Source organism: Kitasatospora sp. NPDC001527 (assembly GCF_040298605.1).
In the GTDB taxonomy this organism is placed as follows: Bacteria; Actinomycetota; Actinomycetes; order Streptomycetales; family Streptomycetaceae; genus Kitasatospora.
On sequence record NZ_JBEPAM010000005.1, the window covers coordinates 13391 to 39042 of the forward strand.

The 25652-nt window shown below is 76.4% G+C and carries 16 protein-coding genes; 8 read left to right on the forward strand and 8 right to left on the reverse strand.

The window, feature by feature from the left end:
• Positions 1-104: 104 nt before the first annotated feature.
• Positions 105-1709 carry an ATP-dependent DNA ligase gene (locus ABT238_RS06745; RefSeq protein WP_350755837.1) on the reverse strand — a complete coding sequence of 535 codons (1605 nt, stop codon included), beginning with the start codon at positions 1707-1709 and terminating at the stop codon, positions 105-107.
• Positions 1710-1942: 233 nt separating this feature from the next.
• Here ABT238_RS06745 and ABT238_RS06750 point away from each other — a divergent pair, with 233 nt between their 5' ends.
• The 3 genes from ABT238_RS06750 (at position 1943) to ABT238_RS06760 (ending at position 5533) form a co-directional block, all read left to right on the forward strand.
• Positions 1943-2476, forward strand: a complete 534-nt coding sequence (locus ABT238_RS06750; RefSeq protein WP_350755839.1) for a GNAT family N-acetyltransferase — start codon at positions 1943-1945, stop codon at positions 2474-2476.
• A gap of 176 nt (positions 2477-2652) precedes the next feature.
• Complete coding sequence (locus ABT238_RS06755) at positions 2653-3702, forward strand: CAP domain-containing protein (RefSeq protein WP_350755841.1); 1050 nt, start codon at positions 2653-2655, stop codon at positions 3700-3702.
• Between the two features lie 184 nt (positions 3703-3886).
• Entirely contained in the window at positions 3887-5533 is a 1647-nt protein-coding gene (locus ABT238_RS06760; RefSeq protein WP_350755843.1) for a sigma-70 family RNA polymerase sigma factor, read from the forward strand.
• Between the two features lie 21 nt (positions 5534-5554).
• Here ABT238_RS06760 and ABT238_RS06765 read toward each other — a convergent pair whose 3' ends face one another.
• From ABT238_RS06765 to ABT238_RS06780, 4 genes are all read right to left on the reverse strand, one after another.
• Positions 5555-5797 carry a hypothetical protein gene (locus ABT238_RS06765; RefSeq protein WP_350755845.1) on the reverse strand — a complete coding sequence of 81 codons (243 nt, stop codon included), beginning with the start codon at positions 5795-5797 and terminating at the stop codon, positions 5555-5557.
• 85 nt (positions 5798-5882) lie between these two features.
• Entirely contained in the window at positions 5883-6800 is a 918-nt protein-coding gene (locus tag ABT238_RS06770) for a hypothetical protein (RefSeq protein WP_350755847.1), read from the reverse strand.
• The gene (locus ABT238_RS06775) at positions 6787-7308 is read right to left on the reverse strand and encodes a SigE family RNA polymerase sigma factor (protein ID WP_350559259.1); all 522 of its coding nucleotides are present in this window, start codon (positions 7306-7308) and stop codon (positions 6787-6789) included. Before ABT238_RS06775 ends, ABT238_RS06770 begins: the two co-directional genes overlap by 14 nt.
• A 462-nt stretch (positions 7309-7770) precedes the next feature.
• Positions 7771-9279 (reverse strand): M1 family metallopeptidase, encoded by a 1509-nt coding sequence (locus ABT238_RS06780; protein WP_502891405.1) that lies wholly within the window; start codon positions 9277-9279, stop codon positions 7771-7773.
• Positions 9280-9626: 347 nt separating this feature from the next.
• On the opposite strand from ABT238_RS06780, the gene ABT238_RS06785 reads away from it, so the two are divergent.
• Positions 9627-10520, forward strand: coding sequence for a carbohydrate kinase family protein (locus ABT238_RS06785; protein WP_350559265.1), 894 nt, complete (start codon positions 9627-9629; stop codon positions 10518-10520).
• A 251-nt stretch (positions 10521-10771) separates the two neighbouring features.
• Complete coding sequence (locus ABT238_RS06790) at positions 10772-11224, forward strand: hypothetical protein (RefSeq protein WP_350755852.1); 453 nt, start codon at positions 10772-10774, stop codon at positions 11222-11224.
• A 572-nt stretch (positions 11225-11796) separates the two neighbouring features.
• Here ABT238_RS06790 and ABT238_RS06795 read toward each other — a convergent pair.
• Both ABT238_RS06795 and ABT238_RS06800 read right to left on the reverse strand, forming a co-directional pair.
• Entirely contained in the window at positions 11797-12333 is a 537-nt protein-coding gene (locus tag ABT238_RS06795) for a 2'-5' RNA ligase family protein (protein WP_350755854.1), read from the reverse strand.
• Positions 12320-12853, reverse strand: a complete 534-nt coding sequence (locus ABT238_RS06800; RefSeq protein ID WP_350559277.1) for a GNAT family N-acetyltransferase — start codon at positions 12851-12853, stop codon at positions 12320-12322. The genes ABT238_RS06795 and ABT238_RS06800 overlap by 14 nt, the downstream gene beginning before the upstream one ends.
• A gap of 307 nt (positions 12854-13160) precedes the next feature.
• Between ABT238_RS06800 and ABT238_RS06805 the strand changes: the two genes are divergently transcribed.
• The gene (locus ABT238_RS06805; RefSeq protein WP_350559280.1) at positions 13161-13967 is read left to right on the forward strand and encodes a polysaccharide deacetylase family protein; all 807 of its coding nucleotides are present in this window, start codon (positions 13161-13163) and stop codon (positions 13965-13967) included.
• 25 nt (positions 13968-13992) lie between these two features.
• Here ABT238_RS06805 and ABT238_RS06810 read toward each other — a convergent pair whose 3' ends face one another.
• On the reverse strand, positions 13993-14430 hold the full coding sequence (locus tag ABT238_RS06810) for a YchJ family protein (protein ID WP_350755856.1): 438 nt from the start codon (positions 14428-14430) through the stop codon (positions 13993-13995).
• A 584-nt stretch (positions 14431-15014) separates the two neighbouring features.
• On the opposite strand from ABT238_RS06810, the gene ABT238_RS06815 reads away from it, so the two are divergent.
• Both ABT238_RS06815 and ABT238_RS06820 read left to right on the forward strand, forming a co-directional pair.
• On the forward strand, positions 15015-19988 hold the full coding sequence (locus ABT238_RS06815; RefSeq protein WP_350755858.1) for a non-ribosomal peptide synthetase: 4974 nt from the start codon (positions 15015-15017) through the stop codon (positions 19986-19988).
• 103 nt (positions 19989-20091) lie between these two features.
• Entirely contained in the window at positions 20092-25623 is a 5532-nt protein-coding gene (locus tag ABT238_RS06820) for a non-ribosomal peptide synthetase/MFS transporter (RefSeq protein ID WP_350559289.1), read from the forward strand.
• Positions 25624-25652 lie beyond the last annotated feature (29 nt).

The following is a 25652-nucleotide window of genomic DNA, read 5'->3' on the forward strand; positions in this document are numbered from 1 at the left end:
CCCGCCACCCGTCGCACACGAAGAGTGAACGGCCACCTCGCGAAGAATGGCCGATATGCCTCTGGTCGTGAACGATTTTGCGATAAAAGGAGTTTGATGACCCGTCATCCCTGTTGTCCTGGCTCTTCGACGGGTCCGGGGACGGGGCTCGGGCCGGGGTCCCGCCCGATTCCCGCGGCGGCGGCGATCTCCCGGACGGCGGCGACGGTGTCCGCCTCCGCCGCGCTCTTGTCGGGCCGGTGGCGCACCACCCGGGCGAACCGCAGCGCCAGCCCCGCCGGATAGCGCGGGCTGCGCTGGACCCCGTCGAAGGCGATCTCCACCACCAGCTCCGGCCGCACCCGGACGGTCCAGGCGTCCCGCTCCACCTCGCGCTCCAGCAGCGCCCCGGTCTGCCAGGCGAGCATCTCGTCGGTGAGCCCCTTGAAGGTCTTGCCCAGCATCACCCACGGGCCGAGCCCCGGCTCACCGGCGGCCCGCGCGCCCAGGTGCAGATTGCTGAGGAAGCCGTGCCGGCGCCCGCTGCCCCACTCGGCGGCCAGCACCACCAGGTCCAGGGTGTGCCGCGGCTTCACCTTGACCCACCCGGCGCCGCGCCGTCCGGCCCGGTAGCCGGCCGCCGGGTCCTTCACCAGCACGCCCTCGTGGCCGCGGGCGAGGGCGGCCCGGAAGAACGCCAGCGCCGCGTCCCGGTCGCCGGTCTCGGTGCGCGCCACCCGCAGTCCGGCCGGGACGGCCCCGGCGAGCGCGGCCCAGCGCTCCCGGCCCGGGCGGTCCACCAGGTCCTCGCCGTCCCGGTGCAGCAGGTCGAAGAAGTACGCGCTGAGCGGGACCTCGGCCCGCAGCCGGTCCGGGTCCCGGCGGGCCGCCGTGCGGGCGGCGGTCTCCTGGAACGGCCGCGGCCGGCCGTCCGGCCCGAGCGCGATCGCCTCGCCGTCCAGCACCGCCGAGCGCACCGGCAGCTCCAGCGCCGCCTCCACCACCTCGGGCACCCGGGCGGTGATGTCGTCCAGCGACCGGGTGAAGACGCCGACGTCCCGGCCGTCCCGGTGCACCTGCACCCGGATGCCGTCCAGCTTCCACTCCAGCGCCGCCGGGACGGCGAAACGATCCAGCGCCGTGCCGACGTCCGGCGCCGAGGCCGCCAGCATCGGCCGCACCGGCCGGCCCACCTCCAGTCGGAACGCGGCCAGGCCCGGCTCGCCGCCGGCCAGCGCGGCCGCGGCGACCGCCCGGGCCGAGCCGCGGAACATCAGCGCCCGGCGCACCGCCGCCGCCGGCACCCCGGCGGCCTGCGCGACCGCGTCCGCGACCACCGCGTCCAGCGCTCCCTGGCGCAGGTCGCCGACCAGCACGGCGCGCAGGAACGCCTGCTCGGTGCCGGTGGCCCGCCCGAAGAGGCCGGTCAGCAGCCGGCGCCGCTTCGCCAGGGCGCCCGCCCCGTGCACGGCGGCGATCTCCTCCAGTGCCCGCTCGGTCTCGCGCACCCCCAGCCGAGGGTCGGCGGCGGGCGGCGGCAGGTCGCGCAGGGCGGCCGGGCCGATGCCGGTGCGCAGCCGCTGCGACTCGCCGGACAGCAGCGCGACCGCCGCCGGCGCCTCGTCCGGGCCGAGCTCGCGCAGGCAGTCGGCGAGCAGCCCGGTCTTGGCCCGGCGGCCGGGCTCGGCCGCCGCGGCGCGCGAGGTGAGGGCCAGGCGGTGGAGCGGCATCGCGGGCCTCCTCGGGAGGGCGGGCGGGGTGTTCAGGATCGGCGATCGGGGCGGCCGGCGCGCGTCGGGCACCCGTGAGCCCCGGGCCGGTCGGGCCGGCCCGGACATGGCACCGGCTGCCGGATCGGCGTGGAAGCGGGGCGTTCTTGGCCGCACCGTCGATCGGCACGGAGCCGACGGGCCGTCATGCTGGCGCGCATCCGGCCACCCCACCCACCGACGGGAGCCCCCGTATGACCCAGGACACCGCCGCGCCGACCGCCGCCGCGCCGACCGCCGCCGCGCCGACCGCCGCCGCGCCGCCCGCCGCCGCCCGTTTCCGCGTCGAGGTGCCCACCGGCGCCGACTTCCCCGCCTGGCGCGAGCTGTTCCGCGGCTACTGCGCCTTCTACCGGGTGCCGATCCCCGACGAGAAGGCCGAGCTGGTCTGGTCCTGGCTCACCGACCCGGCCCACGAACTGGACGCTCTGCTGGTCCGCGACGCCGACGGCACCCCGGTCGGGTTCGCCCACTACCGGCCCTTCGTCCGCCCGCTGCACGGCGCGGTCGCCGGGTTCCTCGACGACCTGTACGTGGCGCCCGCCGCCCGGGGCACCGGCGCCGTCGACCTCCTGCTGACCCGGCTGCGCGCGATCGCCGCCGAGCGCGGGTGGAACGCCGTGCGCTGGATCACCTCGGAGACCAACTACCGGGCCCGCGGCAAGTACGACCAGGTCGCCACCCGCACCGGGTTCGTCACCTACGACATGCCCCCGGCCGGCGCCTGAGCGGCGTCCGGTCCGCCCGCGCGGCCGCCGCGCCTCCACCGCGCCGCCCCGCGTTCGGAAATCAGTTCGCACTTTTCTGTTATCCGGTCACCGCCCGCCGGTCTCCCAGGTGTCGGCACCCGTCCGCCGGACCCTCCCGGCGGACCCGACGGCCCGAATACAGGAAGCGTGCGCAGGTGAACAGCGAAGACCGGACCACCATCCTCCCCGCGACCGGGCGCCCCGGCCCCGGCGGGCGCTCCGCGCGCCGCGCCGCGGAACGGCGGCGCGGCCACGGCCGCCGGCGCCGCCGCGGCGGCGCCGGGCCGATGGTGGCCGTGGTCGCGGCCGTCGCCGGGACGGGCGTGATCGCCGCGCTGACCGGCGCCGGGTACGCGGTGTTCCGGGGCGAGGAAGGGGCCGACGCGGGCGCGCGGGCCGCCGCCTACGAACCGCTGGTCGCCGCGGAGGCTGGCGACCGCAACGGCATCCAGGTGCCCGGCGCGGGCCTCGGCGCCCCGGACCTGCTCCCGTCCGCCACCGACCAGGCCCACGCGGCCACGGCCGGTCCCACGGCCACCGCCGCCACCACCGCCCCCGTGACGCCCTCGCCCTCGGCCTCGGCCGCCACCCCGGGCCGGAGCGCCTCCGCCGCCCCCGGCACCGCCTCCGCCACGCCCCATGACCCGGCCGCGAGCACGGCGCCCGGTGGCGCTCCCGGCGGTGCCCCCGGCGGTCCGGCAGGTCCGGCCGGACCGCAGCAGCCGAGTGCCCCGGCCCCGGCCCCGACCACCGCGACCGCCAGGCCCTCCGCGACCGCCCCGCGCCCGACCGCCACCGCCGACCCGGGCGGCTCGTCCAACGGCTCCTTCGCCCAGCAGGTGGTGGACCTGGTCAACGTCCGGCGCGCGCAGGCCGGCTGCGGGCCGCTCACCGCCGAACCCCGGCTGACCACCGCCGCCCAGTTCCACAGCGACGACATGGCGAACCGCGGCTTCTTCGACCACGCCAGCCCCGAGGGCCGGCACGCCGACCAGCGCATCGAGGCGGCCGGCTACCGCTGGAGCACCTGGGGCGAGAACATAGCGCGCGGCCAGAAGGACCCGGCGGCGGTGATGGAGTCCTGGATGAACAGCCCCGGCCACCGCGCCAACATCCTCAACTGCTCCTTCAAGCAGATCGGGGTCGGCGTACGGACCGGCTCGGGCGGCCCCTGGTGGACGCAGGTCTTCGCCGCGCCGTCCTGACGGGTGTTCCGAACCACCCTCCCCGGCGGCGGTCCGGCCCCGCGCGCACCCGTGGGGCCGGACCGCCGCACCCCCGCCGACCTCCGATTTTCCGAATCAGCGTGAATTGTTGTTATCTGAGCACTCCCCGGAGGTCTCCCAGGAGGCAGGGCGGACGGATGACAGCAAGACGGAGTGCGGACCCATGAACGTTGACGTGCAGGGCGGTGCCGGGGCGACCCTGGTGCTCGCGGCCCAGGCGGGCGACCCGCAGGCGCGCGAGGCGCTGGTCGCCGCCTGGTTCCCGCTGGTCTACAACGTCGCCGGCCGGGCACTGAACGGCCACGCCGACGTGGACGACATCGCCCAGGAGACCATGATCCGGGCCCTGGACGGCCTGGAGGACCTGCGTGACCCGCAGGCGTTCCGCTCCTGGCTGGTCGCGATCACCATGAACCAGGTCCGCCGCCGGTCGACCGGCCAGCAGAAGGCGGCCGTCGGCGGCCTGGACGAGAGCTGGGAGCTGGCCGACCCGCGCGCGGACTTCACCGACCTGACCATCCTGCGGCTCGGCCTCTCCGGCCAGCGCCGGGAGGTCGCCGAGGCCACCCGCTGGCTGGACCCGGACGACCGGGAACTGCTCGCCCTCTGGTGGCTGGAGGCCGGCGGTGAGCTGACCCGCGCCGAACTCGCCGAGGCGCTCGACCTGACGCCGCAGCACGCCGCCGTCCGCGTCCAGCGGATGAAGAAGCAGCTGGAGGCCGGCCGGGTGGTGGTCCGCGCGCTCGGGGCCTACCCGCGCTGCCCGGAACTCGTCGAGCTGACGGCGGGCTGGGACGGCACGCCGAACTCGGTCTGGCGCAAGCGGATAGCCCGGCACATCCGCGGCTGCGCCGCCTGCGACGGGCTGGGACGCGATCTGTTCCCGGCCGAGGGACTGCTGGCCGGGCTGGCGCTGGTCCCCGTGCCGATGGACGCCCCGGGCGGACTCGCCCTCCAGGCCGCGGGCGCGGCGGCCGGCGGCTCCCCGGCCTCGTCCGCCTCCGCCGGCGCCTCCTCCGGAGCTGCGGCCGGCGCACCGGTGGGCGGTGCTCCGGAGGGAGCACCGCCCACCGACCCGGCCGGCGGACCGGGCGGCCGTGCGGGGTCCGTCCGCCGCAAGACGGTGCTGGCGGGCGGGACGGCGGCCGTGCTCGCCGCGGCGACGCTCGTGATGGTCTGGCCCCAGCACACCGGACCGGGCGATCCCGTGCCCGGAGCGACCACCCCGGTCAGCACCCTCGACACCGCGCCGCCGACGGCCGCCGTGACCGCGACGGCCACCGCGCCGATTCCCGCGGCCCAGCCGCCCACGGCCGCCGCTCCGATCGCGACACCGCCGGCGGCCGAAGTGCCGGCCCCGGCGGCCACCCCGACGGCGAGTGCGAGCCCGGGCCCGAGCGGCACCCGGCCGAGCACGGCCCCGGCCACCCAGGAACGCCAGCTGGTCGACCTGGTCAACGCCGAGCGGGCCAGGCGCGGCTGCGCCCCCCTGCGGATCGACCCGAAGCTGCGCGCCGCCGCCCAGAGGCACTCCGACGACATGGCCGCCCGCAACTTCTTCGACCACGCCGCCCCCGACGGCAGCCGCGCGGACACCCGGCTGAACGCGGCCGGCTACCGGTGGTCGCAGTGGGGCGAGAACCTCGACCGGGGACCGAACTCCCCGGCCGCGGTCTTCACGCGCTGGATGGACGGCGGTATCCACCAGTCGAACATGCTGGACTGCGCGTTCAAGGACGTCGGCATCGGCGTGGCCACCGGCCCCGGGGGCGTCTACTGGACCCAGGACCTCGCCGCCCCGCTCGGCTGACCGGGGCGGCGAGGAGGCGGGTCAGACCGGCAGGCCGACCAGACCGGGCGCCTCGCCCGTGACGTGGCCGGTCGCCTGACCGACCACCGCGCCGGCGTCCGCGACCTGCCCCGGCAGGGCGTCCGGCACCGAGGAGAGCGGCCCGCCCCGGAGCGGTCCGGTCAGCTCGCCCCGGCCGTCGGCGGCGTGGGCACTGGGAGCGGTCAGGGAGGCCACGACGCCGACGGCGAGCGAGGCGACGGCAAGCATGCTGCGCTTCTTCATGTCCGGTCCAACGACGCTCCGCCACCCGGGTTACGGCCCGGCCGCCACGACGGGGCGCGCCGGGGCCGGCGGCGCGCCCTCCGCCTCATGGCGTCGGGGCGAGCGGTGAGCGCGGACCCCCCGGGACCACCGAGGCGGTCGGGACGGTCGAGCCGTCCGGGGCGGTGGCGGCCGGGCGCAGCGAGGCGGCCAGCTTCGACAGTGCCGTGAGCGTCTCGTCCGTCGGGCGGCTCGCACAGGCCGTCAGCTGGACGACCTCCGGCCTGCCGTTGAGCAGCATGGCCCGGGACCCGAACAGCTGCAGGGTGCCGCCCCGGGCCTCGCAGTCCTTGTCGCGCGCCATGTTCTGCATCGTGCCCACCTCGCCCAGGTACTTGCCGACGGCGTTCGGGTCGCGGATCAGCCGGAGCGTGACCAGCACACCGTCGTCGAGCAGCGTCCCCGCGGTGAGGCACACCGACTCCTGCCGGCCGTCGCGGGTCGGGCAGCCGGTTCCACCCGCGAGCCGCTGGCTGGCGAGGTAGCCGACCGGATCCAGCTGTCCGACGCCGGGCAGCACGGTGAGGTCGTACCAGCCTCCCGGCACGTCCACGGCCACGTCGTCCAGCACGGTGAACCGGACCGTCCTGGCCCCGGTGGATCCGGCGCCCGGCGCGGCGCTCGGGGGCACGCTCGACGGCCGTGCGCCGGGCGGGACCGCGCCGAGGGCCGGACCGGAGGCGGCCGGGCCGAGCGCGGTGCCGCCCGGCCCCGGCGCCAGCGCGGGGGCCGCGGCCAGCGCGGCCGCGGTCAGGCCGACGGCGAGTCCGCCCGCGAGGGCGGCCCGGCGGCGGCGACGGCGCGTGCGGGCCGCCCGGGCCAGCACGCGCTCCATCCGGTCCTCGGGCGCCGGCAGGTGGGGGGCGGCCAGCTGAAGCAGGACCCGCAGCTCGTCCGCCACCTCGCGGTCCTCGTCGCCCTCCGGGGCACCGGGGTCCCAGCCGGTGTCCTCAGGCCCCGTCACGACGCCCCCCGTCCAGGAGCAGTTCCCGGGTGGGCAGCTTGCCGCGCAGCGCCTGCAGGGCGCGGTGCGTCTGGCTCTTGACGGTGCCCGTGCTGCAGCCCAGCGCCTCGGCGGTGTCCTCCACACTGAGGTCCTCGAAGAAGCGCAGCACCACCACCGCCCGCTGCCGGGGCGGCAGCGCCCGCACGGCGGTCGCCACCACCTGGCCCAGCACCACGTCGTCGAACGGGTCGGCGGCCGCCGGCGGCTCCGGCAGCTGGTCGTGCGGCAGCTCCCCGTGCCAGCGGCGGCGCCACCACGAGACGTGCGAGTTCACCAGCACCCGGCGGACGTACGCCTCGGGCCGGTCGATGGAGATCTGCGCCCAGCGCGGCCACACCTTGGCGAGGGCCGTCTGCAGCAGGTCCTCGGCCAGGTGCGGGTCGCCGGTGAGCAGCCAGGCCATCCGGAGCAGCCGGGGGCTGCGGGCGGCGACGAACTCCTCGAAGTCCGGTGTCGCGTCCCTCATCCCGCCGCCCCCGCCATGCCGTTCCCGCCACCGTCTCCGTCGCCCGTGCCGCCACCCCGGTGGCGGCGGTCCTGCCGGTCGGCCGTGGCCGCCGGGTCCTCGCTGTCGTTCTCACGGCTGCTGAACGCGCTGGGGTCCGCTCCGGGTTGCCCGGTCGGCGGGCCCATTTTTCCCGGGCCGGTGGGGCGGGGGCCACGCGGGGGGCCGGGCGGTGGCGTGAGGGGCCGGGCGGTGGCGGGAACGGCATGGCGGGGCCGGCCGGGGACGCTGGACGGCCCGCGAGCCGGCCGGGACTCGGCCGGGCGGCGGGCGGGCCGTGGCCACCACGATCCGCCCCCCTCCCGCGCCCGCCAAGGGCGCGCGGAGGGCGCCCGGGGGCACCCGCAGGGCGCGCCGGGCGAAGCGGCCCGCCCGCCGTCCGCCGTCTCCCGCCCCCGCGCGTCCACCGGTCTCCCGTACGGCTCAGAGCGTCCCCGACCCGCGCGGCACACCGCCCGGACGCCGGGCGGCGTCGGGATCCACCGGGTCCACCGTCCAGTCCGGGTGACCGGGCATCGGCGGGGTCCGCTCGCCGTAGAGCCACTCGCGCAGGAAGCCGTCCAGCGGCTGCCCGGAGACCTCGGCGGCGGTGCGCAGGAAGTCGGCGGTGGTGGCGGTGCCGTGGCGGTGACGCCGCAGGAAGGCCCGCTCGATCCGGTCGAACACCTCCGGCCCGACCAGCTCCCGCAGCGCGAACAGCACCAGCGCGCCGCCGGTGTACCGCTGGCTGTCGAACAGCGTCGCGGCGGTCGGCACGGCCACCGGGCCGGAGTCGTGGCGCCACTGGTCGCCCTGGGCGTAGACCCGGCGCATCCGGTCGGTGAGCGTGGTGGAGCCGCCGGAGTCCGGCCAGCCGCGCTCGTAGCGGTACGTCAGCCCGTAGAAGTCGGCATGGCCCTCGTTGAGCCAGAGGTCGGCCCAGGTGCCCGGGGTGACGCTGTTGCCGAACCAGGAGTGCACCAGCTCGTGCATCATGTGGGAGCCGATCAGCGGCTCCGGCTGGCGCAGGAAGTTCGGTTTGTAGAGCGTCAGGGTCTGCGTCTCCAGCCCGGTGAAGCCGAACGCCTGCGGGTCGTCGGTGTCGGCCGGCAGCAGCCCGTACGTCTCGAACGGGTACCGCCCGAGGTGCTGCTCGGCCCAGGCCAGCTGGCCGGGGGTCAGGGCGAGGGCCGGCTCCAGGTCGGCGGCGCGCGCGGTGGGCACGACGTCGCGCAGCGGCTGCCCCTGCGGGCCCCGGCGCTCGCGGACCGTGTAGCGGCCCACCGAGGCCTGGAGCAGCTCGGTCGCCATCGGCTCGCGGACGGCGTACCGCCGGGTGGTGGTGCCGTCGGCGTGCGGCTCGGTGGAGGTGGGCAGGCCGTTGGCCACGCCGAGGAGGTCGTCCGGCGCGGTGACGGCGATGGTGAAGCGGGCCTTGTCGCCCGGCCGGTCGTTGCAGGGGAAGACGGTGTGCGCGCCGTCCGGCTGCCCGGCCACCGCGAAGCCGTCGGGCGTCACCACCCAGCCCGTGTGCGGCAGCGTGGCGCGCGGGTCGGCGGTGTACTCGACCTCCACCCGCAGCACGGTGCCCGCCCGTACCGGACGGGCGGGCAGCACGGTGAGCTTCTCGTCGTGCGCCCGGAACCCGGCCGGGCGGCCGTCGACCCGCACGGCGTGCACGTCCAGGCCCAGCGCGTCCAGCTCCAGCTCCGCCGTCCTGGTCAGCGCGCGGGCGGTCAGCACGGTGGTGCCGTCGACCGTGCGGGTGGCGGGCCGGTAGGTGAACGCGAGGTCGTAGGCGAGCGCGTCGTAGGCGGTGGTGCCGAGCGAGGGGTAGACGGGGTCCCCGGTGCCCCCGGCCGGTGCTGCGGCGGCCGCGGCCGGTCCGAGCGGGAGCGCCGCCAGCGCGAGCGCGGCGGCGAGGGCGGAACGGTGCCAGGACAAGGTGATCACCTCTCTCGTGTCGTACGGACCGGCGCCCGGCCCGGGAACGGTTCCGGCTTCGGTTCCGGTTCCGCTGAGCGATGCTCCGGACACGGACCGTAGCAGAGTGCTCCGACAGTCCGGGCGACACGCGGCGTCGCCCGGACGGACCACCGGAGTAGCGGGGCGGCTGCGCAGTGTCATACCTTCGAAGTGCTCCGCCCCCTGACGGACGGAGCCACGGCCGTCGGAGCGCCTGGCCAGGTCCGGCGGCCGTACTCGTGCCCGCACACCCGGGCCCGTCACCTCGTAGGCTGGGCAGCCGTGCCGGCCGCCCGCAGCCCTGCCGGCCCACCGGACCGGCAGGAGCGAGCCCCGTGACCAGCCCGCACTTCGTGGTGATCGGTGAGTGCGTCGCCGACGTCGTCCGCACCGACGGCGCGCCCGACGCGATCCACCCGGGCGGCAGCCCGGCCAACGTCGCGTACGGGCTGGCGCGGCTGGGGCAGCCCGTCGCGCTGCTCACCGAGCTCGCCGACGACCCGTACGGGCGGCTGATCCGCGCCCATCTGGAGTCGGCCGGCGTCACCCTGCTGCGCGAGCCGGCCGCCGGGGACGACGGCCCGCGCACCCCCTCGGCGGTGGTGCGGCTGGACGCCGAGGGCCGGGCGCACTACACCTTCGACATCGGCTGGACCCTCCCGGCGATCGAACTCCCCTTTCCGCCGGGGCACCTGCACATCGGCTCGATCGCGGCCGTCACCGAGCCCGGCGCGGCGGCCGTGCTGGCCCTGGTCGAGCGCCGGCGCGGCCGGGCGTCCGTCAGCTACGACCCGAACGTGCGGCCCGCGCTGATGGGGGAGCACGCCGAGGCCGTCCGCCGGGTGGAGCGCTGCGTGGCGCTCAGCGACCTGGTCAAGGCCAGCGACGAGGACCTCGCCTGGCTCTATCCGGACCGCACCCCGGAGGAGTCCGCCCGCCACTGGCTCGGCCTCGGCCCGGCCACCGTCGCGGTCACCCGGGGCCCGGCCGGCGCCTTCGCGCTCACCGCCGACGGCCGCCGCGCCGAGGCGCCCGCCCGTCCGGTCCGGGTCGCCGACACCGTCGGCGCCGGCGACGCCTTCACGGCCGCCCTCCTGCACGCCCGTTACGCCGGCGCCGACCTCCCCGCCGCGCTCACCCGTGCCACGACCGCCGCCACCCTCACCGTCACCCGCCCCGGCGCCACCCCGCCCGACGGCGCCGAACTCACCGCCGCCCTGCGCGCCTGACCCCCTGCCGGGGCGGCGCGGCGGGCCGCTCCGCACGGTCCGGCGGACACCCGCCGCGCCCAGCGGCCGCTGCTGTCAAGGGACTCCGGCCGGGGATCCGGGCGCCGAAGCCCTGCTCGCGGACGCGGCGGACGGCCCGGCCGGTAGGGGGTGGCGGTCGACGCCGCGTCGGCCCTGGTTCATGGGTTGGTCAAATCCGCGATCCCGCCCGGGCGTTCGCAAGCCACGGTGCGCGAACCCGCGGCGCGCTGATGCCGCACGCCGTGCCGCCCGGCGCGGGCGCGATGGCGGCGCTGATCATGACCGGCGTCGCGGACAGCGACGCGTCCGGGCCGATCCGGGCGGCGGGCACCGAGGTGGTCAACCACGACTCGCCCGACCAGGTGGTGATCGGCGGCAGCACGGAGAGCGTGGAGCGGGCCGGGGCCGCGCTGGAGGAGGCGCTGCCGGACCTGACGTTCGTCCGGCTCCGGGGCAGCGCGCCGTTCCACTCGACCCCGATGGGCGCCCGGGAGCGGTTCGGGGAGCCGCTCGCGCGCTGCGCGGACCGGCTGCGGCCCGAGCGGGCGGCGCAGGTCACCTCCAACTACACCGGCGGGTTCCACGATCCGGACACGCTGCTCGAACACCTGCGCGGGCAGGTGGCCGGCCCGGTGCGCTGGACCGACAAACATGCGGGCGCTGCGTGCCCGCGCCGGCCGTGATCGCCGACCCGGTCCCGGTCCCCGTCGCCGCGCCCGCGGCGGCGTCCTGCGACGACGGGCCCGCCACGCTGGGCGATCCCGGGTTCCGGCGGGACCGCAACACCCGCCCGGAGCTGGTGGTCGGCCTGGGCCGGGCGGGGCTGCTGGGCCACCTCGGCCCCGGCGGTCTGTCCCGGGAACGGGCGGCGGAGGACCTCCGCCGGGTCCGCGCCGCGCTGCCGCCCGGCGCACCGTGGGGGGGCGACCCTCACCCGCGACCCGCGCCCGGACCTGGTGGCGGCCCGGGCCGACCTGCTGCTCGCCCACGAGGTGCCGGGGATCGAGGCGCTCGGCTTCACCGGCCCCGACCCAGCCCTGGTGCGGCTGCGGCTGGCGGGCCTGCGGCCCGGCCCCGACGGCACCGCCGTGCCGGCCCGCAGGCTGCTCGTCCGGATCTCCCGCACCGACGTGGCGCGGGCGTTCACGGAACCGGCCCGGCCGAGCCGTGCTCCGCCCGTCACCGCCGGGCCCGCTGGCTCCGCCTCGAACACCGGCCCGGCTACCGCAGCCCGGTCGGCCGGCGCTGACGGGTGTCACCCGTGGCCGGGGGCGCCCAGGGGGCGGGTTCGCTGGGTGTCGGAGTCGAAGGTGCGGGCGGCGGTGAAGGTGCCGGTGAGATCGGGGTGGCGGCCGAGGAGGGTGTGGGCGAGGGTGACGGCCTCCGGGGTGAGGCGGCGGGTCAGTCCGAGGTGGGGGGACCAGCGGCCGGGGACGTAGTGGGGGTCGGGCTCCTCGGCGTGCTCCAGCACCTCCCAGACGCGCTGGTGCAGCCGCAGCAGGTCCAGGGTGGGCACGACCGACCAGCTGAGCACCCGGCGCCGGCTGCGGGCGGAGAAGGAGAGCGGGCCGGTCATCCGCACGGTCAGCGGCAGGGAGCCGGCGAGGAGTCCGTCCAGCCGCTCGCCCGCCCCGGCGGGCATCCGGGCGCAGGAGGCCAGGGTGAGGTGGGGGCGGTGGCCGGGGTGCTGGTTGTGGGCGAGGCTGTCCACTCCGCCGTCGGCGAGCCGCTGCCAGACCTCGCGCACGGCGCGGTCCAGCGGCGGGTCGCAGAGCAGTTCAACGGTCTGCACGGGTGAGGTCCTTGGCGTACCAGATCTCGGCGTACGGGCGGTCGGAGTAGGCGGGGATCTCCCGGTAGCCGTGCCGGGCGTACAGGGCGCGGGCCTCCACCAGGTCGAGCCGGGTGTCCAGGACGATCCGCTCGGCGCCCAGCGCCCGCGCCGCCTCGTCGACGGCGGCCATCAGCCGGGGCCCGCCGCCGGTGCCGCGGCGGGCCGGGCGGACGTAGACCCGGGTCAGTTCGACCGTGGTGGCGTCGACGACCCGCAGCCCGGCGCAGGCGGCGCTCTCCCCGGCGTAGCGGCCGACCAGGAACACGCCGGTGGGCGGCGCGAGGTCGTCGCTGGGCGAGCCGGCGAGCCCGGTCTCGATCTCCTCCGGAGTCCCCTCCCGGCCGAGGCGCAGCCGGTAGTAGCTGTTGGCGACGTCGATGTAGTAGTCCCGGAGCAGCGCCAGGGCCTCCGCGGACCCGACATCGGCGGGCGCGATCGCCCAGTGTTCGGTCGTACTGGGCTGCGTGCTGGCTGTCATGCGCGCATTATCGACGGCCCGCCGCTTCCCCGGCGAGCCCTTTTCGATCATCGTCGGCCCGGTGGGCCGGGCGGGTGACGGGGGGATTGGGCGGCCGGTGTGGCGGGGGAGCAGTGGGTCTATGGACAGACCATCAGATTGTCGTAGGGGCGGAGGGGTGGCGGGGCGCCGGCGTCGGCGGGGACGCGGCGGGCTGCTCGCGGCGGTGTGCCTGGCGGCCGCGGTCGCGGGGTGCGGCGGGCAGGGCGGGGACGGGGCGGCGCCGTCGGCCGCGCGGAACGGGGCGGACCCGGTGGCGGACCGCGGGGTGCCCCGCCCGCCCGCGGCGCCGCTGGTGCTGCCGGGGCCGGCCCGGGCGGAGGAGGAGGCCGGCGGCGAGGCGGTGGCCCGCAAGGCGCGGGAGGCCAGGGCGGTGCTGGAGACCGCGGCGCGCTGGGGTCTGGCACGCCCGCCGCTGCCCGCCCCGCCGCCCCCGGCGAGCCGGCCCGCGCTGTACGCCGCGCAGGGGGTGAAGCTCGCCGACGGGCTGCCGCCGGTGGTCTACCGGGTGCCCACCGACGAGAAGATCGTCTTCCTGACCGTGGACGACGGCGCCGAGAAGGACCCGGAGTTCAACCGGATGGCCAACGAGCTGGGCGTCCCGCTGTCCACCTTCGTCGCGGACTACCTGGCCCGCTCCGACTACGGCTACTTCCGCGGGCTCGCGGCCCAGGGCGACGCGGTGAACAACCACACGATCAACCACCGCAACCTCAAGCTGCTCGGCTACGGCACCCAGCGCGAGGAGATCTGCCGCCAGCAGGACCAGCTGGAGGAGCAGATCGGCACCCGTCCGCGGCTGTTCCGCCCGCCGTACGGCGAGTACAACGAGGACACCCTGCGGGCCGCCGCCTCCTGCGGCATCGAGGCGGTGCCGCTGTGGAACGAGGAGGCGTTCCCGGACCGCATGGAGTACCGCTACGAGGACCAGCGGCTCCACCCGGGCGACATCATCCTCACCCACTTCCGCGGCGCCGACCTGTGGCCTGGCACCATGCCGGACCTGCTGCGCAAGGTGGTCGACGAGGTGACCGCGCAGGGCTACGCGCTGGCCCGGCTGGACGACTACCTGTAGGCCCCGGAGCGGGGGCCCGGCGGCGTCAGCCGAGCGAGAGGGCGTCCAGGTACACCCAGGCGCCCTCGTGCCGGACGAACCGGCTGTCCTCGGTGAGGACGCCCTCCTCGCGCCCGTCCGCGTAGTGGGCCCGGAAGGCCACCGTGCCCTCGGCGTGGAACGGCCCGCCCTCGGTGCCGGAGAGCACCTCCAGCCGCAGCCAGCGCAGCGCCGGGTCGAAGTCGACGCTGTCCGGCCGGGTGTCCGGGTGCCAGGTGCGCAGCAGGTAGGCCTCGTCCCGGGCGGCGAAGGCGCTGTAACGCGAGCGCATCAGCGCCTCCGCGGTGGTCGCGGCGGCCTGGCCGCGGTGCAGCCGGCCGCAGCAATCGGCGTAGCTGGCGGGCAGGCCGCAGGGACAGGGCGAGGAGGGCAGCAGGCGCGGCGCGGGGGCGGCGGCGCGGGTGGCGGATCGGCGTCGGGACATGGCTCCATTCTTGCGCCTCGCGGGGGCGGCTCGCGCCCGGCGTCCGGTCCGGGACGTCCCGGACCGCCGTGGGCGGGTGCCCGGGACGGGGCGGGCGCCGGTCCGGCGCCGGACCGGGGCCGGGACGCGGCCGACGCCCCAGGCGTCCGGGACGGCGGGTGGCGGACCTTGGAGGCGGAGCCGGTGCCCGCCGGGTCCGCGTCCCGCCCGCCCCCTCCCACGAGTCTCCCCACGACACCCCTCGATTGACTGTCCTCGGACAATGTAAAGTCCGGAAATCTGCTTGCGGTGTCGGCAGGGCGCACGGGTGCCCGAGCTGACGGACCGTTGGCGAAGACGGTAGCGGTCCGAACTGTCGCTGCCAAGGGGGCGTCGAGGGGGCTGACAATCTGTAAGAAATCGCCAACGAACCGTCACGCTTCAGCACCGCTGACGGGGGAGAAGAGGGTGATCTTTCCGGCATATCGAACGAGTGACGGAAATGTGCTGGTGATTCGTAGATCTTTACCCCACCATCTCCCAGGGCACACCGCCCATTTCTCGCCGACCACAAGTCGATGCAGCAGCACCCTCGGGAGATAGTGATGAGTTCGACGGGACTTCCTCCGCTGGATCCGGCCGCGCCGCTGGCCGAACTGGTAGCAGCCCAGGCCAGACGGAGTCCGGACGCCACCGCCGTGATCGACGGCACGCGCCGGCTGACCTACCGCGAGCTGGATGCCGCGGCCGACGCGATGGCGGGCCGGCTGGCCGCCGCCGGTGTCCGGGCCGGGACACTGGTCGGTGTCTGCCTGCCGCGGACGGCGGAGCTCGTGGTCGGCCTGCTGGCGGTGCTGCGGGCCGGCGGGGCGTACGTGCCGCTCGACCCGGCCTATCCGCGCGACCGCCTGGAGCTGGTCATCGGCGACGCGCAGGCCCCCGTCGTGGTCACCGACCGCGCCCACGAGCACCTGCTGAACGGCGCCGGCGCCACCCTGCTGTACGTCGACGGCGAGAGCCCCGCCGCCGCGCTCGACCCGGCCGCCGCGCACCCCACCACCGGTGACGCCACCACCGACGCGCTCGCGTACGTGCTCTACACCTCCGGCTCCACCGGCCGCCCCAAGGGCGTCTCGGTCACCCAGCGCGGCGTCAACGCCATGCTCCGCTGGGCCGCCGGCACCTACACCGCCGCCGACCTCGCCGGCGTGCTCCTCGGCACCTCCGTGTGCTTCGACATCTCGGTGTACGAGCTGTTCCTCCCGCTCTCCGTCGGCGGTACGATCATCGTCGCCGAGAACGTCCTCGCCCTGCCCGAGCTGCCCGCCCGGGACGAGGTCACCCTGGTCAACACCGTGCCCAGTGCCATGGCGGCCCTGCTGCGCGGCGACGGTCTTCCCGGCGGCGGGGGTCTGCCGGGCACGGTGCGCGTGGTCAACCTCGCCGGCGAGGCGCTGCCCCGCCACCTGGCCGACAAGGTCTACGCCCAGCCCCAGGTCGAGCGCCTCTACAACCTCTACGGGCCCACCGAGGACACCGTCTACTCCACCTGGTCGCTGGTCGCCCGCGACGAGGCCGGCGAGCCGGTCATCGGCCGCCCGCTCGAAGGCACCCTCGGCCACGTCCTCGACGAGCACCGGATACCCGTGCCCGACGGCGGCATCGGCGAGCTCTACCTCTCCGGCGAGGGCCTGGCCCGCGGCTACCACGGCCGCCCCGACCTCACCGAGGAGCGCTTCGTCCACGTCGACGGCGTGCGCTGCTACCGCACCGGCGACCTGGTCCGCCGGCTGCCCGGCGGCGACCTGGAGTACCACGGCCGCGTCGACCACCAGGTGAAGGTCCGCGGCTTCCGCGTGGAACTCGGCGAGATCGAGGCCGTGCTCGCCACCCACCCCGCCGTCGAGGCCGCCGCCGCCGTCGTCCAGCGCGACGAGGCCGGCGACTACCTGGCCGCCTTCGTCCAGCCCGCCCCCGGCGCCGCCGAGCCGACGCCCGCCGAGCTGCGCGCCCACTGCGCCGCCGCCCTGCCCGGCTACATGGTGCCGCTGGCCGTCGCCGTCCTGGAGCGGATGCCGCTCACCCCCAACGGCAAGACCGACCGCAAGGCGCTGCCCCCGGTCGCCCGCAGCCGCGCCGGGCACGAGCTGTTCGTCGCCCCCCGCACCCCCGTCGAGACCCGGATCGCCGAACTCTGGCAGGGCCTGCTCGGCGTCCCCGAGGTCGGCGTCCACGACGTCTTCCTCGACCTCGGCGGCCACTCCCTGCTCGCCGCCGGCCTGCTCGCCCGGATCGAGCGCGAGTTCGGCACCCGGGTGCCGCTCGCCGAGTTCTTCGCCGCCCCGACCATCGCCTCCCTCGCCGTGCGCGTCGCCAACGGCGGCGGCGGACGGGCCTTGGTGGAGCCCCCGAAGCGCGAGGCCGAACTGCCCGCCCGCGCCACCGACTTCCAGCGCGAGCTGTGGCTGCACGAGTCCATGCAGCACGACAGCCCGCTCTACAACGTGCCGCTGCGCATCCGCGCCGAGGGCGCCCTCGACCGCGAGGCCCTCGGCCGCGCGCTCAGCGAGGTCGTCCGCCGCCACGAGGCGCTGCGCACCGCGCTGCGCGGAGCCCCGATCCCGACCGAGCACGACCCGGTCGTCGCCGACGTCCGCCCCCCGTACGCCGTCGACGTCCCGCTGCTCGACCTCACCGGGCCCGACGGCACGGCCCCCGACGAGCAGGCGCTGGACGCCGCGCTGCGCGCCGAGGCCGCCCGCCCGCTGGACCTCTTCAACGGTCGGCTGCTGCGCGTCCTCGCCGTGCGCACCGGCGAGGACCGGCACGAACTGCTGTTCACCGTGCACCACGCCGCGATGGACGGCTGGGCCGCCGGACTGCTGCTCGCCGAACTCGCCCGCGCCTACCGGGACGGCGAACTGCCCGAGCCCGCGCTCCAGCTGTCCGACGTCGCCCGCTGGGAGGAGCGCAACGTCGAGGCCGGCCGCGAGGCCGCCCAGCGCTGGGGCGAGCGGCTGCGCGGCATCGAGGGCGACCAGCACCTGCCCGGCGACCGCCCGCACCCCAACCCGCAGGACATCGCCGGCCGCCGGATCGCCCGCCCGCTCGACGCCGCCCTCGTCACCGGCGTCGAGAAGTGGGCCGCCCAGGAGGGCGCCAGCCTCTACATGGCCGTGCTCGCCGCGCTCGGCGGAGTGCTGCACCGCTACACCGGCCACACCGACATCGCGGTGATCAGCCCCTTCTCCGTCCGCCCGGTGCCCGAGCTGGAGACGGTGCTCGGCTCGCTGATCAACACCGTCGCGCTGCGCTTCGACGTGGCCGGCACCGACACCTTCCGCGAGCTGCTCGCCCGGGTGCGCCCGACCGTGCTGGAGGCCGCCGAGCACAGCGGCCACCCGTTCGTCGACCACGCCCGCCGCTCCGGCGGCTCGGCCGGCCTCACCGCCTCGCCGATCTCCCAGGTGCTGCTCGCGGTCCAGAACCACCCGGTGGCCGGCGTCCGGCTGCCCGGCCTGGACCTGACGTTCGTCGCCGAGGTGGACAACAGCACCGCCAAGACCGACCTGTCGCTGTTCCTGGAGTTCCCGGTCGACGGCCCGCTGCTGTCCGCCGAGTACCGCACCTCGCGCTACGACGAGCGCTCCGTGCGCGCCGCGCTCGACCACCTGGTCACGCTGCTCGCCGCCGCCGTCGCCGAACCCGACCGCCCGCTCGGCGAGCTCGCCATGCTCTCCGCCGCCGAACGCGAGGCCGACGAGCCGGTCAACCGCACCGAGGCGCCGATCCCCGGTGCCCGGCTGCACGAGCTGGTCGCCGCCCAGGCCGCCCGCACCCCGGACGCGCCCGCGGTGTCCGCCGCCGACGGCACCCTCGGCTACGCCGAACTCGACGCCGCCGCCAACCGGCTGGCCCACCTGCTGGCCGCCCGCGGGGCCGGCCCCGGCAGCATCGTCGCCGTCGCCGTGCGGCGCGGCCGGCTGCTGCCCGCCGCCCTGCTCGGCGTGCTGCGCAGCGGCGCCGCCTACCTGCCGCTCGACGTCGACCAGCCGCTCGCCCGCAACCGGGGCGTGCTCGACGACGCCGGCATCACCCTGCTGGTCGCCGAGAGCGCCACCGCCGGCGACGAGCTGCTGCACGGCCGCGAGGCCGTCCTGGTGGACGGCCCCGAGCACGCCGCGGCCCCCGCCGAGGCGCCCGCCGTCACCGTCGGCCCGGAGGACCCGGCCTACCTGCTGTACACCTCCGGCTCCACCGGCCGCCCCAAGGGCGTCGCCGTGCCGCACCGCGCGATCGTCAACTTCCTGACCTCGATGGGCCGCGAACCCGGCCTCACCGAGCGGGACGTGATGGCCGCCGTCACCACCGTCACCTTCGACATCGCCGGCCTGGAGCTGTGGCTGCCGCTGGTCACCGGCGCCCGGGTGGAGATCGCCGACCGCGCCACCGCCACCGACGGCACCGCGCTCGCCGCGTGGCTCGACAAGCAGGGCGTCACCCACCTCCAGGCCACCCCCGCCACCTGGCGGATGCTGCTGGAGGCCGACTGGGCCGGCCGCCCCGGGCTGACCGCCCTGTGCGGCGGCGAGGCGCTCACCGCCGACCTCGCCCGCGCCCTGCTCGGCCGGGTCGGCGCGCTGTGGAACCTGTACGGCCCGACCGAGACCACCGTCTGGTCCACCGTCCAGCGGGTCACCCCCGAACTCGCCGCCCACGGCGGCGTGGTGGCCCTCGGCGCGCCCATCGCCAACACCCGGCTGCACCTGCTCGGCGCGGCCGGGCAGCCCGTGCCGGTCAACGGCATCGGCGAACTGTGCATCGCCGGCGCCGGCGTCGCGCTCGGCTACCACGGCCGGGCCGACCTGACCGCCGAACGGTTCACCGCCGAACCCGGCCGCACCGACGGCGCGCGGATGTACCGCACCGGCGACCTCGCCTGCCGCCGCGCCGACGGCCGCCTGGAGTACCACGGCCGCGCCGACGCCCAGGTCAAGCTCCGCGGCTTCCGCATCGAGCTGGGCGAGATCGAGGCCGCGATCACCGCCGTCCCCGGCGTCGCCGCGGGCGCCGCCCGGCTGATCGAGACCCCGGCCGGCGCGGCCCTGGCCGGCTACGCCGTCGCCCCCGGCCTCACCGAGGACGCGCTGCGCATCGCCCTGACCGAGCGGCTGCCCGACTACATGGTGCCCGCCGGCCTCGTCCTGCTCGACGCGCTGCCGCTCACGCCGGCCGGCAAGGTCGACCGGGCCGCCCTGCCCGTGCCGCAGCTCGGCGGCGCCGGCGCCCCGCCCGAGGGCGACTGCGAGGAACTGCTCGCCGACCTGTGGATCGAGGTCCTCAAGGTCGAGCGCGTCTCCCGGCACGACGACTTCTTCGCGCTCGGCGGCCACTCCCTGCTCGCCACCCGACTGCTCGCCAGGATCCGCGACACCTTCGAAACCGAACTGCCCCTGCGCGTCGTCTTCGAGGACCGGACCCTGGCCGCCCTGGCCCGCCGCGTCGAGGAGCGCCTGCTGGAGGAGATCGACGACCTCGACGACCTCGGCCTCGACCGGACCACCGGGAGCGCGCTGTGACCCGACCCACCGTATCCGCACCCACCGGCAACACCGGTGGGTCCGGACCCATGAACGCACGCCCGGCCGCCGGCGACACCGGCGCCCCGACGGGGGAGACCGCATGACCGACCAGCACACCGCCGGGACCGTTCCGGAACCGGATCCCGCCGCCCGGCGGCAGGAACTGCTGCGCGCCCGCCTCGCCAAGGCCAAGGCCGCCAAGGCGGCGGCCGCGGCCGGCGGCGCCGAGCGCCGCACCATAGCCCCGCGCCCCGAGGGCACCCCGGCACCGCTCTCCTTCGCCCAGCGCCGGATGTGGTTCCTCGCCCAGTACGAGCCGGACAGCGCCGCGTACCACATCCCGCTCGCCCTGCACCTCGACGGCGAGCCCGACGAGGCCGCCCTCGGCGCCGCCCTCACCGACGTCCTCGCCCGGCACGAGGTGCTGCGCACCGTCTACCCGGAGGTCGACGGCGAGGTGCGCGCCGAGGCGCTGCCCGCCGACCGCTTCACCCTCACCACCGCCGACGTCCCCGCCGACGAGGTCGACGCCTGGCTGGCGACCGAGGCCCACCGCCCCTTCGACCTCGCCGCCGACCTGCCGCTGCGCGCCGCCCTGCTGCGCACCGGCGACGGCGCGGTGCTCACCCTGGTGCTGCACCACATCGCGGCCGACGGCTGGTCGATCGGCGTCCTGTTCGGCGACCTCGCCGCCGCCTACGGCGCCCGGCGCACCGGCGCCGCCCCGGCGTTCGAGCCGCTGCCCGTCCAGTACGCGGACGTCGCGCACTGGCAGCAGACCGGGCTCGCCGCCGAACTCGACCGCCAGCAGGCCTGGTGGCAGGAGCGCCTGCGCGGCGCCACCGCCACCGTCACGGTGCCCGCCGACCGGCCCCGGCCGGCCGTCGCCGGCACCGCGGGCGCCCGGTTCACCGCCGAACTCGGCGCCGAGCGCAGCCGCCGGATCCGCGCCCTCGCCGAACAGACCGGCACCACCGTCTACATGGTGCTGCTGGCCGCCCTGCAGACCGTCCTCGGCCGCTACACCGGCAGCGAGGACGTCACCGTCGGCACCCCGATCGCCGGTCGCACCCGCAGCGAGACCGAGCCGCTGGTCGGCTGCTTCGTCAACACCCTGGCGATGCGCACCGACCTCTCCGGCGACCCGACGGTCCGCGAACTCCTGGAGCGGGTCAAGGACGCCACCCTCGGCGCCTACGGCCACCAGGACCTGCCCTTCGAGCGGCTGATCGACGCCCTCGGCCTGGAGCGCGAACTCGCGCACACCCCGCTGTTCCAGGTCCTGCTCAACGTCCACAACCAGGCCGAGGCCCGTCCCGAGCTGCCCGGACACACCGTCAGCTGGTGGCCGATCGGCACCGACACCGCCAAGTTCGACCTGTCGGTGGCCGTCGTCGACACCGGCGGCGACCTCGCCGCCGACCTGATCTGGCGCACCGAGCTGTACGACGAGGCCACCGTCCACCGCGTCTTCGGCCACCTCACCACGGTGCTCGACGCGATGGCCGCCGGCCCCGACCGCCCGCTCGCCGACCTGCCCCTGCTCACCCCGTCCGAGCAGCGGCAGCTCACCGTCTGGGACGAGGAGACCCTGCGCGACTGGGACCTCGACGGCACCCTGCACGCCCTGGTCGAGGAGCAGGCCCGCCGCACCCCCGACGCGCCCGCCGTGCGCGGCGCCGACGGCGTGCTCAGCTACGCCGAACTCGACCGGCGCGCCAACGCGCTGGCCCACCGGCTGCGCGCGCACGGCGTCGGCCCGGACCGCCCGGTCGGCCTGCTGGTCGAGCGCTCCGCCGCCCTGGTCGTCGGCATGCTCGGCATCCTCAAGGCCGGCGGCGCCTACCTGCCGCTCGACCCGGTCTACCCCGACGGGCGCATCCACGGGCTGCTCGACGCCTCCGGCGCCGCCGCCGTCGTCACCACCGACGACCTGCGCGAGCGGCTCACCGGCGAGCTGCCGGTGGTCGTCCCGGACGGCGAGGAGCGCGCCGACGCGCCCGAGGCGGACGTCCGCCCCGAGCACCTCTGCTACCTCATCTTCACCTCCGGCTCCACCGGCGCGCCCAAGGGCGTCGCCGTCGAGCACCGCAACTACCGCAACTACCTGCACGGCCTGCGCGAGCGGATCGGCGGCGACCAGCAGGGCTGGAACTGGGCCCTGGTCTCCACCTTCGCCGCCGACCTCGGCACCACCAACGTGTTCGGCGCGCTCACCGGCGGCGGCTGCCTGCACCTGCTGACCCGCGACCAGGCCACCGACCCGGACGCCTTCGCCGCCTACGCGGCCGAGCACCGGATCGACGCCATGAAGCTGGTCCCCAGCCACCTGGAGGGCCTGGCCGCGCACGGCACCGGCCTCGGCGGGATCCTCCCCGCCCGGCTGCTGATCTGCGCCGGCGAGGCGCTGCGCCCCGACCTGGTGGACCGGATCCGCGCCGCCCGGCCCGACCTGCCGCTGCACAACCACTACGGGCCCACCGAGACCACCGTCTCGATGCTCGGCACGCCGGTGCCCGCCGACCTCGGCGACGCGGCCACCGCGCCGCTCGGCCGGCCGTTCGGCAACGTCCGCGCCCACCTGCTGGACGCCCGCCGCCGCCCCGTCCCGGTCGGCGTCCCCGGCGAGCTGTACGTCTCCGGCGGCGGCGTCGCCCGCGGCTACCTGGGCCGCGACGACCTCACCGCCGAGCGCTTCCTGGAGGTCGACGGCCGCCGCTGCTACCGCACCGGCGACCTGGTCCGCCGCCGCCCCGACGGCGCCGTCGAGTTCCTCGGCCGGATCGACCACCAGGTCAAGATCCGCGGCTTCCGGGTCGAGATCGGCGAGGTCGAGGCCGAGCTGACCGCCCGACCCGAGGTGCGCGAGGCCGTGGTGGTCGCCCGCGGCGAGGGCGCCGCCCGCACCCTGGTCGGCTACCTGGTGCCCGCCGACCCGGCCACCGCGCCCGACCCGGGCGAGCTGCGCGCCGCGCTGCGCACCCGGCTGCCCGACTACATGGTCCCGGCCGCCCTGGTCGTCCTGGACGCCCTGCCGCTGAACGCCAACGGCAAGGTCGACCGGGCCGCCCTGCCCGAGCCGCTCGCCGCCCAGCCGGTCTCCGGCGGCGGCGAGCTGACCACCGACACCGAGCACGCGGTGGCCGAGGTCTACCGCAAGGTGCTGGAGGTCGAGGAGGTCGGCGCGGCGGACGACTTCTTCGCGCTCGGCGGCGACTCCTTCTCCGCCGTGCGCGCCGTGCGCCTGATCGGTGACGGCCTGTCGGTCATCGACCTCTTCCAGCACCCCACCGTCCGCGAGATCGCCGCGCTGATGGACGCCCGGGCCGGCGGCTGCGCCGACGAGGGCCCGCGCACCCTTCTGCACAAGCTCACCCGGGGCAACGCCCCGGCCGAGGTCAACGTGGTCTGCGTGCCCTACGGCGGCGGCAGCCCGATCACCTTCCAGCCGCTCGCCGACGCGCTGCCCGCCGGCCACCGGCTGTACGCCGTCGAGCTGCCCGGCCACGACCCGAGCCGCCCCGACGACGAGCTCGCCGATCTCGACACCCTCGCCGACACGCTGACCGCCCAGGTGCTGGAGAAGGTCGACGGCCCGGTGCTGCTCTACGGCCACTGCCTCGGCGGGGCGCTGGCCACCGCCCTCGGCTCCCGGCTGGAGGCGGCCGGCGTCGACCTGCGCGGCCTCGCGCTCGGCGGCACCTTCCCGGCGGCCCGCCTGCCCGGCCGCTTCGCCGAGTGGATGGCGCGCCGGATGCCGGGCGACCGGGCGCTGTCCAACCGCGGCTACCTCGAGTACCTGCGCGCCATGGGCGGCTTCACCGACGTCTACGACCAGGCCGAGCAGGACTTCCTGGTCCGGGCGCTGCGCCACGACGTGCGCCAGGCCGAGGAGTTCTACACCCGCGCCTACGGGGACGAGCGGCCGCAGAAGATCGACGCCCCGATCCTGTGCGTGGTCGGCGAGAAGGACCGCGCCACCCTGCTCTACGAGGAGCGGTTCACCGAGTGGGAGCACTTCGGCGACACCGTCGACCTCGCGGTCGTCCCGCGCGCCGGGCACTACTTCCTCAAGCACCAGGCCGACGAGCTCGCCCGGGTGCTGGCGGAGTTCTCCGCCACCGGCACGGTGGCCGAGCAGGTCGCGGGCAAGCGCCCGGCGGCCCGGGCCGAACTGGGCACCTTCGCCAAGGTGGCGCTCGGCCAGTTCGTCTCGATGATCGGCACCAGCCTGTCCACCTTCGCCCTCGGCGTCTGGGTCTACCAGCAGACCGACTCGGCCTTCGACTTCGCGATGATCTCGTTCATCGCGGTGCTGCCGGCCGTCCTGCTGCTGCCGATCGCCGGCGCGATCGCCGACCGGGTCGACCGGCGCAAGATCATGATCGTCACGGACACCGTGGCCGCCGCCGGCATGCTCGGTCTCGGCGTGCTGCTGTGGACGGACCTCCTGCAGGTCTGGCACATCTACATCGTGGCCTGCGTGGCCTCCACCTGCGGAGCCTTCCAACGGCCCGCCTACCTCGCCGCGATCACCCAACTGGTGCCCAAGCGCTACCTCGGCCAGGCCAACGGCCTCGCCCAGCTCGGCACCGGCGCCGGCGACATGATGGCCATCCTGGCCGGCGGCGTCCTGGTCTCCCTGGTCGGCCTGCACGGCGTCGTGCTGTTCGACATGGCCACCTTCCTGGTCGGCGTCACCTGCCTGCTGATCGTCCGCTTCCCGAACGCCATGTTCGACAAGCAGGAGGAGCCGCTCTGGCGGGAGGTCGTCACCGGCTGGCGGTACATCGCGCGCCGGCACAGCCTGGTCGCCATGGTGGTCTTCTTCGTGGTGTTCAACTACCTGTTCGCCGTCGCCACCGTGCTGATCACCCCGATGGTGCTGGCCAGTGGAACGCCCTTCCAGCTCAGCGTCGTCACCGCCCTCGGCGGCCTCGGCGCGATGGTCGGCGCCCTGGTCATGGGGCTCTGGGGCGGCACCCGCCGCCGCTCGGTCGGCATGATCGGCTTCACCTCGGTGGTCGGCCTCGCCGCCGTCGTCACCGGAAGCCGCCCCGAGACCGCCCTCACCGCCTGCGGACTCTTCCTGCTCTGGGCCTCGATGATGATCCTCAACTCGCACTGGATGTCGCTGATCCAGACCAAGGTGGGGATGGAGCTGCAGGGCCGCGTGCTGGCGACCAACCAGATGCTCGCCATGTCGATGATGCCGCTCGGCTTCCTCACCGCGGGACCGCTCTCCGACCACGTCTTCGAGCCCCTGATGCGCCCCGGCGGCGCGCTCGCCGACTCGGTCGGCCTGGTGCTCGGCACCGGACCGGGCCGCGGCGCCGGCCTGCTGCTGGTGGTGGTCGGCCTGATGCTCGCCGTCTGGGGTCTGCTCGGCCTCGCCTACCGTCCGCTGCGCCTGCTGGAGGACCTCCTCCCGGACGCGGTGCCGGACGCCGAGATCGGCGACAAGGACGCCATCCAGGCCGAGGCCGACCGGCAGCTCGCCCTCGCCGAGGCCGCCCGCAAGGGCCGCCGCGCCCCCGGCGCCCTCCGGGTGCCGCGCCCGTCGGGCACGCCCGAACCGGTCGAGGACGACGACCGGGCCGACCGGGTGCACGCCTCCACCGGCCGCCGGTAGCGGCACCCGCACGGACGCGCCCCCGTCCC

Coding starts and splice junctions, on each gene's coding strand:
- ABT238_RS06810 (WP_350755856.1), bottom strand. CDS start 14,430: ATGTCCCGACGCCGATCCGCCACCCGCGCCGCCGCCCCCGCGCCGCGC.
- ABT238_RS06800 (WP_350559277.1), bottom strand. CDS start 12,853: ATGACAGCCAGCACGCAGCCCAGTACGACCGAACACTGGGCGATCGCG.
- ABT238_RS06745 (WP_350755837.1), bottom strand. CDS start 1,709: ATGCCGCTCCACCGCCTGGCCCTCACCTCGCGCGCCGCGGCGGCCGAG.
- ABT238_RS06765 (WP_350755845.1), bottom strand. CDS start 5,797: ATGAAGAAGCGCAGCATGCTTGCCGTCGCCTCGCTCGCCGTCGGCGTC.
- ABT238_RS06815 (WP_350755858.1), top strand. CDS start 15,015: ATGAGTTCGACGGGACTTCCTCCGCTGGATCCGGCCGCGCCGCTGGCC.
- ABT238_RS06760 (WP_350755843.1), top strand. CDS start 3,887: ATGAACGTTGACGTGCAGGGCGGTGCCGGGGCGACCCTGGTGCTCGCG.
- ABT238_RS06820 (WP_350559289.1), top strand. CDS start 20,092: ATGACCGACCAGCACACCGCCGGGACCGTTCCGGAACCGGATCCCGCC.
- ABT238_RS06775 (WP_350559259.1), bottom strand. CDS start 7,308: ATGAGGGACGCGACACCGGACTTCGAGGAGTTCGTCGCCGCCCGCAGC.
- ABT238_RS06790 (WP_350755852.1), top strand. CDS start 10,772: ATGCCGCACGCCGTGCCGCCCGGCGCGGGCGCGATGGCGGCGCTGATC.
- ABT238_RS06750 (WP_350755839.1), top strand. CDS start 1,943: ATGACCCAGGACACCGCCGCGCCGACCGCCGCCGCGCCGACCGCCGCC.